Genomic DNA, 13,439 nt, shown 5'->3' on the forward strand with positions numbered 1-13,439 from the left:
CCGGTCCGTGGCGGAACCCTCCGCCACGGACCGGGGGACCTCTTCACGAAGGGGCGTGGCGGAGCCAGGGGTGGGCGGCCTCCAACTGCTGGGCCAGGCCGAGCAGGCGGGCCTCACCTCCCGGCGGGGCGACGAGCTGCACGCCGATGGGCATGCCCGTCGAGTGCCAGCCGTACGGCACGCTCATGGCGGGCCAGCCGGCCATGTTCCAGGCGCCGGTCGCCGGGGCGTAGGTCAGGTTGACGCGGGTGTTGTCCAGCAGCCCCCGGCGGCCCCAGCGTTCGGCGGGGGGAGGGGAGGCGGCGAGCGTCGGGGTGATGAGCACGTCGGCCTTGCCGAACCAGTGGTCGGCGCCCCGGGCGCGCCAGCGTTCCCTGCCCCGCGAACCGTCCTTGCCGATCCTGGCCAGCAGCCTGCCCGCCCTGGCCAGTGCCCGGGTACGGCGCTCAAGCCTGCGGGCGTCGAGTCCCCGGGTCTCGCGCAGGGCACAGGCGAACCAGGCGGCGATCGTGGCGCTGCCCAGCCAGCTCGGCAGCCGCGTCTCGTGCTCGACCACGGTGTGCCCGGCGGCGGCCAGGGTGTGGCCCGCCTCGACGACCGCCCGCTGCAGCTCGGGGTCGATCGCGAAGCCCGGCGGCACCGGCAGGCGGGCCACGCCGATCCGCAGTCCCGAGGGGCGCGGCGGGATCGGCGCGCCACGTCCTCCGTCGCTCCACAGCGCCCCGTCGTCGCCAGAGGAGCCGGGAGAGCCGGGGGAGCCGGACGTGCGGTGGGAGGTGGTGGGCAGGGCCAGGGACATGTCGCCCGCCATCACCGCCAGCGCCAGCGCCAGGTCGGTCACGGTCGTGGCCAGCGGGCCGTTCTCCGCCATGCCGTACCAGTCGTGCTCCGGGGGCGGGACGACCTTCTGGCCGGGCTTGATGGCGACGATCCCGCAGCAGGCGGCGGGGACGCGCAGGGAGCCGAGGCCGTCGGTTCCGTGGGCCAGCGGGACCATCCCGGCGGCGACCGCCGCGGCGCTGCCGCCGGAGGAGCCGCCGGGGGTGCGCCGGGGGTCCCACGGGTTGCGGGTGACGGCGTAGACGCTGTCGCAGAAACCGGCCAGGGACAGTTCGGGCACGTTGGTGATCCCGACGACCACCGCCCCCGCCGCCCTGAGCCTGGCCACCACCGGGTGGTCCTCGGCCGCCGCGACGGAGGAGGTGGCCGCGGAGCCGTTCCGCATGGACTCGCCCCTGACCGCGACGACGTCCTTGATCGCGACGGGCACGCCCGCGAGCGGCAGCGTGGCCAGGTCCTCGCGTTCCTGCAGGGCCCGCGCCTCGGCGAGCGCCCGTTCCGTGCGGACCCTGCGGAAGGCCCCGATCCGTCCGTCGCGTTCGGCGATCACCCGGAGGTGGTCCTCGACGATCGAGGGGGCGGTGACCTCCCCCCGGCGTACGGCCTCGGCTATCTCGGCTGCGGACCTTCCCACCCAGGACATGAACCGAGTGTTATCCGGCAAGTGCGCCAGGGGAAGCGCATCACGTCTCAATCAGATGACTTGTCCGGCTCATCGGCGTTATCCGCCCCGGCGCGCCGCAGATCGCGGCCCGCCCCCTTGAGCGCCAGGCGCAGCGCGTACTCCAGTTGGGCGTTGACGCTCCGCAGATCGTCGGCCGCCCACTTGGCGATCGCCTCGTAGACGGCCGGATCGAGTCTGAGCAGGACTTTTTTCCGCTCAGGCATACAGGCTGCCGGCGTTGACCACCGGCTGGGTAGCCCGGTCGCCGCACAGGACGACCAGGAGGTTGGACACCATCTGGGCCTTTCGCTCCTCGTCGAGCTCCACGACGCCCTCCTCGGCCAGCCGGTTGAGTGCAAGCTGGACCATACCAACGGCGCCGGAGACGATGTGCGTGCGAGCCGCGACCACCTGGGCGGCCTGCTGGCGGACCAGCATGGCCTGGGCGATCTCGGGGGCGTAGGCCAGGTGGGTGATGCGGGCCTCAAGCACCTCGACCCCGGCCAGCTCGGTGCGGTCGACCAGTTCGGTGGTCAGCTCGGCGGCCACCTCGGCGCCGTCGCGCAGGCTGGTGCCGCTGCCCTCGTGGGAGTCGTAGGGGTGGCTGGTGGCCAGGTGCCGCACGGCCGCCTCCGACTGGATCGCGATGTACTCCTCGTAGTCGTCCACGGAGAAGGCCGCCTTGGCGGTGTCGGTCACCCGGTAGACGACGACGGCCGCGATCTCGACGGGGCTGCCGTCGGCGTCGTTCACCTTGAGCTTGGCCGTCTCGAAGTTGCGCACCCGCAGGGTGATGCGGCGCCTGGTGGTGAAGGGAGGCACCCACTGCAGGCCCGCGTCGTTGACCGAGCCGACGTAGCGGCCGAGGAACTGCACGACCTGGGCCTCGTTGGGGTTGACCACGACGAAGCCGCTGCCCAGGACGACCAGGGTCAGCACCGCCACGACCCCGGCCACGATCTTGACGACGTCGCCGCCGGAGAACGCGATCCCGGCCAGGACGGCGAGGAGGACCAGAAGTCCGAGGAGAACGGCGAAACCGTTGATCCGGAAGGCACGTCGTTCCATGTGCTCCACCTTTGCTATCGGAGTGATATCACTAAGATAGCGCGTGATCATCGATGTGTGAACCGGAATTCGGCACGCTCGGTGACAGAGAGGACGACCAGGGACTCTTCGCCCGGCGCTGAGGGGCCGGGGCGAGGGTTCGCGTTGACGACCCGCGGTGGGGATCTGTGGTGAGGGCCGTGGTGAGGGGTCAGCGCCGGGGGTTGGTTCGGCGGGTGGCCGTCGCGGACAGCGGGTCCTCGGGCCACGGATGCCGGGGATAGCGCCCGCGCAGCTCCGCCCTGACCGAGCGGTAGCCGTCGCCGCGCCAGAACGAGGCCAGGTCGTCGGTGACCGCGGCGGGCCGCCCGGCGGGGGAGAGCAGGTGGACGACCGGCGCGACCCCCGCGATCCTGGGCGCCTCGTCCCAGCCGAACAACTCCTGGAGCTTGACGGCCAGCACCGGCCGCTCACCCGAGTAGTCGATCCTGATCCGCGACCCGCTGGGCACCTCGATCCGCTCGGGGGCGGTCTCGTCGAGGCGCGCGCTCCACGGAACCAGCCGGCCCAGGGAGCCCGCCACGTCCAGCCGTTCGAGGTCGGCCCTGCGGCGGGCCCGCGACAGTTCGGGCTCAAGCCACAGATCGACCGCGTCGAGCAGGGCGTCGTCGTCCACCGCGGGCCACGGCTCACCCAGCGCCCGGTGGCAGAAGGCCAGCCGTTCCCGCAGGGCGACGGCCTCGGGGGTCCATCGCAGGATCGACAGACCCTCGGCGCGCAGGCCGGACAGGAGGGCGGGCCTGACGTCGGCGTCGGGCAACGGGACCGAGGACAGCTCGACGGCGCCCAGGCGTTCGACCCGGCGGGCCGAGACGTCACCGCGCCGCTCGCCCGGCGGGACCCGCCACACCACCTCCTCCGCACGGTCGTACAGAGGGGCGGCGGCCAGCCTGGCGGTCTCCTCGTCGATCACCACGGCCTGTCTGACCCGGGCGGCGGCCGACCCCGCGGGCCGGTCGGCGACCGCGACCGCGAGCCATGGCGCGCTCCCCAGCCGCGACCCGGAGGGCAGTTCGGCGGCCGTCCCCGAGGCCATCAGATAGGAGCCGCCCCGGCGCCTGGCCACCCGCTCCGGATAGGCCAGCGCCACCACCAGCCCGGCCACCGCGTCGTCCCCCATGCCCGAAGGGGAGGCGCGGCCCGCGTCGCGGGCCAGCCGCCGCGCCTCCTGACGCCAGCGGGCGGCGAAACCGTCCCCGCCCCGCCGTACGGCACGCCAGAATGCCACCAGGTCGTCCCCCGCGTCCCCCGGCAGCCGCTCGGACAGCAGCGCCACCACCTCGGCCGCCTCCGGCCCCACGTCCAGCAGGGCCCTGGCCAGGCGGGGATGGACCCCCACCCCGGCCATCTCCCGGCCCCTCGGTGTGACACGACCCCCGGGGGAGTCGAGGGCGCCGAGCGCGTGCAGGGTACGGCGGGCCGCCTCCATCGCGGCGGCCGGAGGGGGATCCAGCAACGCCAGACCGCTCGCGGAAGGGTCCCCCCAGCAGGCCGCCTGCAGGGCGAAACCCGTCAGATCGGCCAGTGCGATCTCGGGCGCGGAGTGCTCGGGCAGCCGCTCGTGCTCGACCGGCGACCAGCACCGGTAGACCACCCCGGGGGCCTCGCGCCCCGCCCGGCCCGCGCGCTGGGTCGCCGAGGCCCGGGAGAGCCGCACGGTGGTCAGCGAGCCGAGCCCCCTGGCGTGGTCGGTCCTCGGCTCCCTGGCCAGCCCGGAGTCCACGACGATCCGGACCCCGGGAACGGTCAGGCTCGACTCGGCGACCGAGGTGGCCAGCACCACCCGCCTGCGCGTGCCCGGCGAGAGCACGGTCTCCTGGACCCGGGCCGGGGCCTGGCCGTGCACCTGGAGCACCTCGACGTCCCCGAGGGGATGCGCGGCCACCCTGGCGATCTCCCCGACCCCCGGCAGGAAGCACAGCACGTCCCCCTCGTGCTCGGCCAGCGCCCGCCGTACGACGGCGGCGACATGGGCCAGGAAGGCCGGATCGACCCGCAGGCCGTGCGGGGGAGCGACCGTGGCGGGGGCGGGTGCCCAGACCGGGGTGACCGGGTGCGCGACGCCCTCGGCCCGCACGACCGGCGCGGGCGGCCCGTCCTGGCCGAGCAGCGCCGCCAGCGGAGCCGCGTCCGCCGTCGCCGAGGCCGCCACGATCCGCAGGTCGGGCCTGAGCGCGGACCTGACATCCAGCAGGAAGGCCAGGGCGGTGTCGGCGTCCAGGTGGCGTTCGTGACACTCGTCGAGCAGCACCACGTCCACACCGCCGAGTTCGGGGTCACGCTGGAGCCGCCGCAGCAGCACACCCGTGGTGACGACCTCGACGACCGTCTCGGGCCCCGCCCGCCGCTCCCCCCGTACGGCGAAGCCGACCGGCCCGCCGACCTCGGACCCGAGCAGCCACGCCATCCGCCGCGCCGCGGCCCGCACCGCCATCCTGCGCGGCTCCGCCACGATCACCCTGCGCGGCTCCGCCATGACGAACGGCCGGACCGGCAGGTCACCGACCAGCCCGGCCAGCGCGAGCGGGACGAGCGTGGTCTTCCCTGTCCCCGGCGGCGCGGTCAGCACGGCCGTGCCGTACTCGTCGAGGGCGGCGGACAGCTCGGGCAGGGCATGCCGGACGGGAAGGGCGGACCAGTCGGGGCGCACGGGGAACTACCGGGATCTCACGGGGTTCTCGTGAGGCTCCGCCGGGGACCTCACGAAGGGCTCTGCCGGGGTTCTCACGGGGGCCTCAGGACATGGGGTCGAGGACGCCCGTGCTCACCAGGGCGATGATGACCAGGCCCAGGATGATCCGGTAGATCACGAAGCCGGTGAACCTGTGGGTGCTGATGTACTTCAGGAACCACGCGACCGCCGCGTAGCCGACGACGAACGAGATCACGGTGGCCAGGATCGTCGGCCCCCAGTCGGGGCTGTCGGCCTCACCGATCTTGAACAGCTCCAGCACGCCCGCGCCGAGCACCGCCGGGATGGCCAGCAGGAAGGAGTACTTCGCGGCCTCCTCCCTGCGGTAGTCGAGCAGCAGACCCGCGCTGACCGTGCCGCCGGAGCGGGAGACGCCGGGGATGAGGGCCAGCGACTGGGCGAAGCCGTAGATCAGGGCGTGCGGGAAGCTGAGGTGGCGCTGCAGGGTCAGCTTGTTGCGGGCCGTACGGTCGGCGAACCAGAGGATCACGGCGAAGACGATCAGGGTCGTGGCGATCAGCCGCAGGTCGCGGAAGACGGTCTCGATGCTGTCCTTGAACAGCAGGCCGAGCACGACGATCGGCAGCGTGCCGACGATGATGTACCAGCCCATCCTGGCGGCGTGGTGGGAGCGCAGGTCAGGCGTCCACAGGGACCTGACCCAGGTAGAGATGATCTCCCAGATCTCCTTGCGGAAGTAGATGACGACCGCCGCCTCGGTACCGATCTGGATCACGGCGGTGAACGCCGCGCCGGGATCGGTCCAACCGAACAACGCGGAGACGACTCTGATGTGGGCGCTTGAGGAGATCGGCAGAAACTCCGTCAACCCCTGAACGAGGCCGAGGACCACCGCTTCGAACCAGCCGATCAACTTGGGCACCTTCCGTCCCGGAGTACGTGCGTGACGTAGGCGAGGCTAGCGGAGCCGGGCACCTGACGTGACCCGGTCATTCGGCCGATACGTCGGTGTCATCCGAATCCGTGGGCCAACCGGTAGTCCTTCATGAGGACGTCACTCTGGAGGACAAGATGACCGAGTTCACGGAGTACGTCGCGCAACGTCATGAACGGTTGCGAAGAACGGCGTACCTCCTCACCAGAGACTGGGCGATCGCCGAGGACCTGGTGCAGACGGCGCTGGCCAGGGCATGGCTCGCCTGGCGCCGGATCGACGGCGACCCCGATCCGTACGTGTACCGGATCATCGCCAACACCCATGCCTCCTGGTGGCGGCGACGCTGGCGGGGCGAGGTCCCGACGGAGGTGATGCCCGACCGGGACGACGGACGGGACTTCACCCGGGAGATCGGCGACCGGGACGCGCTGTGGACGGCGATCGGCACGCTGTCGGGGCGTCAGCGCGCCGTGGTCGTCCTGCACTACTTCGAGGAGATGACCCTGGCCCAGGTCGCCGGCGTGCTCGGCTGCTCGGTCGGGGCGGTCAAGAGCCAACTCGGCAGGGCACTCGCCCGGCTGCGGGTCGACCAGGGGGTTCGGACGATGACGGGAGCACAGCGATGAGCCACACCGAGCACGACCTGAGGGAACTGCTCGCCGAACGCAGCACGGGCGGCCACGGGGGCGGCGCCCGGCTTGAGGACATCCTCACCGAGGGCAGGAGGATCAGACGGCGCAGGTGGGCCGCGGTGGGAACGGTCGCCGCCGTGACCGCCGCCGCGCTCGTCCTGACGCCGACCCTGCTGTCCGGCGGCACACGGGACGGCGGCACGCGGGGCGGCGGCAGCATCATGGCCCAGGTGGGCGAACCGATCAAACAGGTGGGCGAAGAGGGAGTACGGCTGGCGGGCGTCCGCTCGGAGGAGACGGGGAAGGCGGAGCGGCTCTCGTTCGTCCCGAAGAGCGAAAAGACCTCCTACCGCGTCAACTGCGCCCACGCGAGCCGGGTGTTCGTGCGCTACGGCGACCGGGTGGACGTGGGCACCTGCGGGGAGAACGAGCGGGGACAGGAGTGGACGGCGTTCGGCAGCCTCGACGGGCTCACCGCCGGGGTCTCCGTCACGGTCGAGGTGTTCACCGTCCCCACCACGATCGAGGACACCCCCAAGGATCCGTCTCCCGAGGAGCAGTCTCCCAAGGGGTACGACCGGGCGCTCGCGGACGCCGTTCGTGGCCCCGCCCTGTGGGAGATCGCGATCCACGACCAGGGGGTCTCCAGTGCCTCCTGTTCGCCGGACATCTGCCTGGACAACGGAGCCCGCCTCGCGACCCAGGGCGAGTTCAACCTCGGGGGCCTGCCCAACAGCCACCAGGTCGCGGGCGGTCACCTCACCCAGATCAACGAGAAGCACGCCTTCCAGGGCACGGTGGGGGGCAAGGGCCGGGTGTACGTCCGCTGCGAGGGAGAGGATCTGCACGCCCTCATCTGGGCGGACAATGCCGACAGGACCGGGGTCCTCGCCAGGTCCGCACCCTGCGGCGCCAAGCCCGTCATGTGGGAGTTCTTCGGCAACGGTTCGGCGGAGGTCACGGTCGCCGTCGTACGGCGCGACCGGCTGCCGCGCGGGGGTGACTTCGGCTCCGACCTGCAGGCCGCCTCGAAGGAGGCCGACCGCCTGCTGTCCGGGCTCAGGCCCGAGGCGGGGTCCTGGCACGTCGCCCTGCAGCAGCTGGACTAGCCGGCGTCGAAGTGGGCGTTCGACGACCGGGCGCTGCGGCCCCTGTCCGCCTTCCGGGGCGGACAGGGGCCGGACCAGGAAATCGTATATAAAAATCGTATATCGAAGAGGGGCCAGGTGAAGGGGGAGAAAAGGGCGATTTAGGCTGTCCCTGCCTGCCGTTCCACAACGACCGAGGTCCCCATGACGACTGTCTCCCCCGTCCCCTTCGACCCCGAGCTCGGACAACTGCTCGCCGCGATGCGCGGCGACAGCCCGCCCCAGCCGTTGAACGCCGAGACGCTGTCCGCCTCCCGGGCCGGACTTGAGGCCATGGCCCAGCCCGCCGCGGTGGTCATCGGCGACCGGCCCGTCGAGGCCGAGGAACGCACGATCCCGGGCAGGCCGGGAGCCCCCGACCTGGCCGTCACCATCCTGCGGCCCAAGGAGCGCGTGCCCGGCGCACCGGGCCTGTACAACATGCACGGTGGCGGCCTGGTCATGGGCGACCGGCACATGGACACCCCCCGCCTGGTCGACATGGTGGTCGAGTTCGGCTTCGTCGTGGTCAACGTCGAGTACCGCCTCGCCCCGGAGAACCCCGGAACCGGACCCGCCGAGGACTGCTACGCCGGCCTGCTCTGGACGGCCGACCACGCCGAGGAACTCGGCTACGACCCGGAGCGCCTGATCGTCATGGGCGGCAGCGCCGGAGGCAACCTGGCCGCCGCCATGTCGCTGATGGCCCGCGACCGCAAGGGTCCCAAGCTGGCCGGGCAGCTGCTGCTGGTCCCCATGCTCGACGACCGCAACGAGTCCGTCTCGACCCACCAGTACGACGGGATCGGCACCTGGGACAGGGCCGCCAACCTCTTCGCCTGGAAGTCGGTCCTCGGCGACGGGGTCGGCGGCCCCGACGTCTCGCCGTACGCCGCTCCCGCCAGGGCGACGGACCTGTCCGGCCTGCCCCCGGCGTACATCGAGCTGGGGTCGGCCGAGCTGTTCCGCGACGAGTCGGTCGAGTACGCCAGCCGTATCTGGGCGGCGGGCGGCGAGGCCGAACTGCACGTGTGGAACGGCGGCTTCCACGGCTTCGAGATGTACTTCCCGGACAGCGGGCTCGGCCGTGACGCGCTGCGGACCCGCGACACCTGGGTACGCAGGATCCTCGGCCGCTGAGGTTCCCACCCGGACATGACCCACAAAGGCCGTGACCTACAAAGGCCGTGATCCACGCGGGCCGTGACCCGCCTGGGTCGCGGCCCGTCCAGGTCGCCGCTCCGCCTGAGCCGTCGGTCCGGTCTGGGGCGTCGGTTCGCCTTGGGCGCCCGCCCGTCGAACCCTGTCAGGGTTTTCTCAGGGTCGCCGAGGGAACGGGGGTTCTCCCGCCACTCGTTGAACCAGACGAACAGACCACGACACGGGGAGAAGAAGTGCACCGTTCGAGAAACCACAAGATCATCGCTGGAGTCTGCGGCGGCATCGCGGAGAGCCTCGGCTGGTCACCCACCGTCGTACGGATCCTCTGGCTGCTGCTCTCCCTGCTGCCCGGCCCCATGTGGGTCGCCTACGTCCTGATGTGGATCTTCCTCCCCAAGGCACCGGCGACTCGCTACTGACAACTAATCTGGGGGCATGAGGGAACGGCCGCTGACACTGCTGCAGGACGACCTGGTCGACTACGAGAAGGCGATGGAACGGATGACCGACCTGGTCGGTCAGCGGCAGCGCGACGAGCGCTCCGACACGCTCTGGTTGCTCAGCCACCCGCAGGTCTACACCGCGGGCAGACGAACCCTGCAGCAGCATCTGCCCGACCCCTCCCACGGCATTCCCGTCGTCAACACGGGCAGGGGCGGCCAGCTCACCTACCACGGCCCCGGACAGCTCGTCGGCTACCTGATCGTCAAGCTGGGCGACGACGAGGGGATCGTCGACTACGTCCGTGAGGTGGAGCTCAGGCTGGTGCGGGCGCTCGACGCGCTCGACGTCCCGGCTGAGCGCCGCGACACCCCGCCCGGCTCGCCGCTGCTCACCGGCGTCTGGACGAAGCGAACCGGGCGGAAGATCGTCTCGATCGGCATGCGGCAGAGCCGTGGCGTGACCAGTCACGGCTTCGCCCTCAACGTCGACGGCGACCTGACCCCGTGGGGCTGGGCGGTGGCCTGCGGCATGCCCGAGGTGGACATGACCTCCCTGGACAGGGAGATCACCTCGACGACGGGCGTCATGGACCGGGTCAGGGCCGCGGTCGCGGCGGCCTTCGAGGCGAGCTGACCCTTTCCCCCGGCCTTCACGACCGCCTGGCCGTACGACCCACCGGGCTTCTGGGCGGTCGGATGGCCGTACGGTTCCGGCGGGCCTCGTGGGGCAGTCGGCTGATCCAGGCGCAGTAGGCTACGCCGGGGTGACGCGGCGAGAGCGGGGTGGTTCGCGGTGCGGAAGTCAGGCACTACGCCGACACTCGACCTGGTCGACGTCGGCGAGCACGTGTGCTGGATCGTCGAGCCCCACCAGGGATACGCGGCCGTGACCTCGGCCTTCCTGGCCGACGGTGAGCTGTTCGGCGACAAGGTCGTCATCGTCGGCTCGCCCCTCGACCCCATCGCCTCCGCGGAGGTCCCCAGGGACGCCACCCTCGTCGACCCCCGCTCCGTCCTGGGCGACGGCCCGACCCCCGACCTCGGCCCGATGCTCGGTCTCGTACGGCGCGAGGCCGACATGGCGGGACGACAGGGATATCGAGCCCTGCGCGTACTGGCCGTGATGGATCAGCTCGTCCCACCCGAGATCGGGATCGAGGCGCTGATCGACCACGAACTGCGCCTCGACCGGTTGGTGGCCGACCACGAGGCCATCATGGTCTGCGCGTACGGCCACGACAGCTTCGGCGCCGCGACCCTTGACCATGTGGCGTGTGTGCACCCCAGCGAACTGGGTACCGGACGCGCGGGACCGTCGTTTCGGATGTTCAGCTCGGGGCCCGGAGACTGGGCCGTGTGCGGAGTCGTCGACTCCGACGGAGCCGCGGCGTTCGGTGCCGCCCTGGCCGCCGCGACGGCGCTCTCACCGACATTACGGCTCCATCTCGACGAGCTGGAGCTGATGGACGCCGCCGGAATGCGCGCGCTCGTCGAGGCCGCCGCCGACACCTCGGTCCACCGGATCACGATCGAGGGCGCGAATCCGACAGTGAGGTCGTGCTGGGAGATGCTCGGCTACGGCAACTGCGAGATACGCGTGGAGCTGACGCCATGACTACCGAGACCACCGGTGTGATGGACACGGCGGGCCTGCGCCACGAGCTCTACACCTACTCCGGGGAGGAGCAGTTCCTCGCCGGGGTCCGCTCCTTCATCGACGACGCCCTGGCGGCGGGGGAGATCGTCCTGATCTCCGTACCCGAGGACCGCGAACGGATGCTGCGCGAGGAGTTGCCCGGCACCGACCCCGGCGTGGTGTTCATGGACACCGAGGCGCTCGGCCGCAACCCCGCCAGGCTCATCCCCGCCTGGCAGCGCTGGATCGGCGAACGGACGGCGGAGGGCAGACCGGTGCGCGGCATCGGCGAGACCGACTGGCACGGCCGGGGAGGCGCGGAGATCGAGGAGCTTCGCTACCACGAATGGCTGCTGAACCTCGCCTTCACCGGTTCCCCCGCCTGGTGGCTGCTGTGCCCCTACGACACCGCGACGATCGACCCCGAGACGATGCGGGCGATCAGCCGCTGTCATCCGTACACGTTGACGGACGACGGTTCGCGGCCCTCCTCCGACTACGTCAGGGAACCGTTCTCCTGGGCGGAGCTCGAACCCGCCTGCGACCCGTACGAGGAGTTCCCCTACGCCAGGGGGGACCTCGCGGCCGTCAGGGAGAAGGTGATCGCCTGCGCCGCGCCGCACGGGCTGACGGGAGACCGGCTGCGGGAGACCCTCGTCGCGGTGACCGAGGTCGCGGGCAACAGCATCGCGCACGGCGGCGGCCACGGGACTCTGCGCACGTGGGTGCAGCAGGGGTCGCTGATCTGCGAGTTCCGTGACGCGGGGGTGATGAGCGACCCCATGATCGGCCGCATGGCGCCCTCCCCGCGTTCGCTGCGCGGCCGGGGCATGTGGCTGGTGCACCAGATCTGCGACCTGGTGCAGGTCCGCTCGGCCCCGGAGACGGGCACGATCATCCGCCTGCACGTCACCCTTCCCGGTGTCCTTCCTTAGCGTCCCTCCAGGGCGTCCTCGACCGAGTCGGCCAGCTCGAAGAACGTCAGCAGTCCCGTGACGGCCAGCATGTGGCGCAGGGTACGGTTCGCACCGGCCAGGACGAGCCGGGTCTTCGCCTCCCTGCTGCGCTGGAGCACCCACAACAGCTCGGCCAGCCCGGTCGAGTCGCAGAAGGTGAGCCCGCTGAGATCGATGACGAGACAGGGGGCGGGGGAGGTGCCCCAAAGATCGGCGAGCTGCCGCCGGAACACCGGCGCGTAGTCGTAGTCGAGATCGCCGACCGCGCGGACCACCACGGCGTCCCCGTGGGAGCCCGACGATACGGACAGTGCGCTCGTGCTCTCCGGTGACATCGGAACTCCTCTTAGGCCCGCTGCTCACAGGCGGACGTTCCCCCTGTCCTACCAGGTATTCGGAACCACCGCCTCCACGGACCCCGCCCAAGCCCGGACTTCCCGGGATCGGCGGTCCCTGGACGACGAGTCCACTGGTCGACCGTACGGCGGGGCCCGAGCATGGGGGCATGACGACAACGCTGATCACCGGAGCGAACAAGGGACTCGGCCTGGAGACCGCACGCCGGCTCGTCGCGGCAGGTCACACCGTCTACATCGGCAGCCGGGACGCAGGACGAGGACGCCGGGCCGCGGAGGAACTGGGCGCGCGGACGGTTCTCATCGACGTCACCGACGAGGCGTCCGTCACGGCCGCGGCGAAGGTCGTCGAGGCCGAGGGCGGGCTGGACGTACTGGTCAACAACGCCGGTGTCGAAGGGCGGTTGCCGGACGGCGGCGTGGTCGGCACCGCGGACACCACCGGCGACATGACACGGACGGTGTTCGAGACGAACGTCTTCGGCGTGGTGCGGGTCACTCACGCGTTCCTGCCGTCGCTGCGGCGTTCGTCCGCCCCGGTCGTGGTCAACGTCAGCAGCGGCCTGGCCTCGCTGAGCGGCGTCGCCACCCCGGGCACACCGCTGTACGCCTACCCGGGACTCGCCTACCCGGCCTCGAAGGCCGCGGTCAACATGATCACTGTGCAGTTCGCGAAGGCGTTCCCCTGGATGCGGGTCAACGCGGTCGAACCGGGCTACACCGCGACCGACCTGAACGGGCGCACCGGCCACCAGACCGTCGAGGAGGGGGCCGAGATCATCGTCCGCATGGCCCAGGTGGGCCCCGAGGGACCGACCGGCGGCTACTTCGACATCGACGGCCCCCTGCCCTGGTGACGCCGCCCTGGTGACGCCGCCCTGGTGACGCCGCCCTGGTGACGCGCGCCCGGCGTCACGTCCGGCAGGG

14 protein-coding genes are annotated in these 13,439 nt (G+C 71.6%); 8 read left to right on the forward strand and 6 right to left on the reverse strand.

All coding sequences use genetic code 11. The features are described from left to right. Positions 1–43: 43 nt before the first annotated feature. The 5 genes from ACFOYY_RS24230 to ACFOYY_RS24250 all read right to left on the reverse strand — a co-directional run bounded on the left by ACFOYY_RS24230 (position 44) and on the right by ACFOYY_RS24250 (position 6,186). Entirely contained in the window at positions 44–1,483 is a 1,440-nt protein-coding gene (locus ACFOYY_RS24230) for an amidase (protein WP_386192292.1), read from the reverse strand. A 47-nt stretch (positions 1,484–1,530) separates the two neighbouring features. Further along, the gene (locus ACFOYY_RS24235; protein WP_352010753.1) at positions 1,531–1,728 is read right to left on the reverse strand and encodes a hypothetical protein; all 198 of its coding nucleotides are present in this window, start codon (positions 1,726–1,728) and stop codon (positions 1,531–1,533) included. Next, positions 1,721–2,572 carry an SPFH domain-containing protein gene (locus ACFOYY_RS24240; protein ID WP_386192296.1) on the reverse strand — a complete coding sequence of 284 codons (852 nt, stop codon included), beginning with the start codon at positions 2,570–2,572 and terminating at the stop codon, positions 1,721–1,723. The genes ACFOYY_RS24235 and ACFOYY_RS24240 overlap by 8 nt, the downstream gene beginning before the upstream one ends. Before the next feature lie 190 nt (positions 2,573–2,762). Then, the gene (gene hrpB / locus ACFOYY_RS24245; protein ID WP_386192298.1) at positions 2,763–5,261 is read right to left on the reverse strand and encodes an ATP-dependent helicase HrpB; all 2,499 of its coding nucleotides are present in this window, start codon (positions 5,259–5,261) and stop codon (positions 2,763–2,765) included. An 85-nt stretch (positions 5,262–5,346) separates the two neighbouring features. Then, entirely contained in the window at positions 5,347–6,186 is an 840-nt protein-coding gene (locus tag ACFOYY_RS24250; RefSeq protein ID WP_362912730.1) for an undecaprenyl-diphosphate phosphatase, read from the reverse strand. A gap of 149 nt (positions 6,187–6,335) precedes the next feature. Here ACFOYY_RS24250 and ACFOYY_RS24255 point away from each other — a divergent pair, with 149 nt between their 5' ends. The 7 genes from ACFOYY_RS24255 to ACFOYY_RS24285 all read left to right on the forward strand — a co-directional run bounded on the left by ACFOYY_RS24255 (position 6,336) and on the right by ACFOYY_RS24285 (position 12,135). Continuing rightward, positions 6,336–6,827, forward strand: coding sequence for a SigE family RNA polymerase sigma factor (locus ACFOYY_RS24255; protein ID WP_352010749.1), 492 nt, complete (start codon positions 6,336–6,338; stop codon positions 6,825–6,827). Further along, complete coding sequence (locus ACFOYY_RS24260; protein WP_386192302.1) at positions 6,824–7,942, forward strand: hypothetical protein; 1,119 nt, start codon at positions 6,824–6,826, stop codon at positions 7,940–7,942. Before ACFOYY_RS24255 ends, ACFOYY_RS24260 begins: the two co-directional genes overlap by 4 nt. Positions 7,943–8,125: 183 nt before the next feature. Further along, positions 8,126–9,100 (forward strand): alpha/beta hydrolase, encoded by a 975-nt coding sequence (locus tag ACFOYY_RS24265; protein ID WP_386192305.1) that lies wholly within the window; start codon positions 8,126–8,128, stop codon positions 9,098–9,100. Positions 9,101–9,354: 254 nt separating this feature from the next. Continuing rightward, positions 9,355–9,540: a PspC domain-containing protein gene (locus ACFOYY_RS24270; RefSeq protein ID WP_352010746.1), complete on the forward strand. Its 186-nt coding sequence runs from the start codon at positions 9,355–9,357 to the stop codon at positions 9,538–9,540. Between the two features lie 16 nt (positions 9,541–9,556). Next, on the forward strand, positions 9,557–10,198 hold the full coding sequence (gene lipB / locus ACFOYY_RS24275; RefSeq protein ID WP_352010745.1) for a lipoyl(octanoyl) transferase LipB: 642 nt from the start codon (positions 9,557–9,559) through the stop codon (positions 10,196–10,198). Positions 10,199–10,357: 159 nt separating this feature from the next. Next, a complete protein-coding gene (locus ACFOYY_RS24280; protein WP_352010744.1) occupies positions 10,358–11,179 on the forward strand; it encodes an MEDS domain-containing protein in 822 nt (273 codons plus the stop codon). After that, a complete protein-coding gene (locus tag ACFOYY_RS24285) occupies positions 11,176–12,135 on the forward strand; it encodes a sensor histidine kinase (RefSeq protein WP_362782780.1) in 960 nt (319 codons plus the stop codon). The genes ACFOYY_RS24280 and ACFOYY_RS24285 overlap by 4 nt, the downstream gene beginning before the upstream one ends. Here the strand turns inward: ACFOYY_RS24285 and ACFOYY_RS24290 are convergent. Continuing rightward, complete coding sequence (locus ACFOYY_RS24290) at positions 12,132–12,491, reverse strand: STAS domain-containing protein (RefSeq protein WP_362782783.1); 360 nt, start codon at positions 12,489–12,491, stop codon at positions 12,132–12,134. The two genes, ACFOYY_RS24285 and ACFOYY_RS24290, sit on opposite strands and share 4 nt — an antisense overlap. A gap of 170 nt (positions 12,492–12,661) precedes the next feature. On the opposite strand from ACFOYY_RS24290, the gene ACFOYY_RS24295 reads away from it, so the two are divergent. Continuing rightward, positions 12,662–13,369: an SDR family NAD(P)-dependent oxidoreductase gene (locus tag ACFOYY_RS24295; RefSeq protein ID WP_352015498.1), complete on the forward strand. Its 708-nt coding sequence runs from the start codon at positions 12,662–12,664 to the stop codon at positions 13,367–13,369. Positions 13,370–13,439: the final 70 nt, after the last annotated feature.

It is taken from the genome of Streptosporangium jomthongense, assembly GCF_042650425.1.
In the GTDB taxonomy this organism is placed as follows: domain Bacteria; phylum Actinomycetota; class Actinomycetes; order Streptosporangiales; family Streptosporangiaceae; genus Streptosporangium.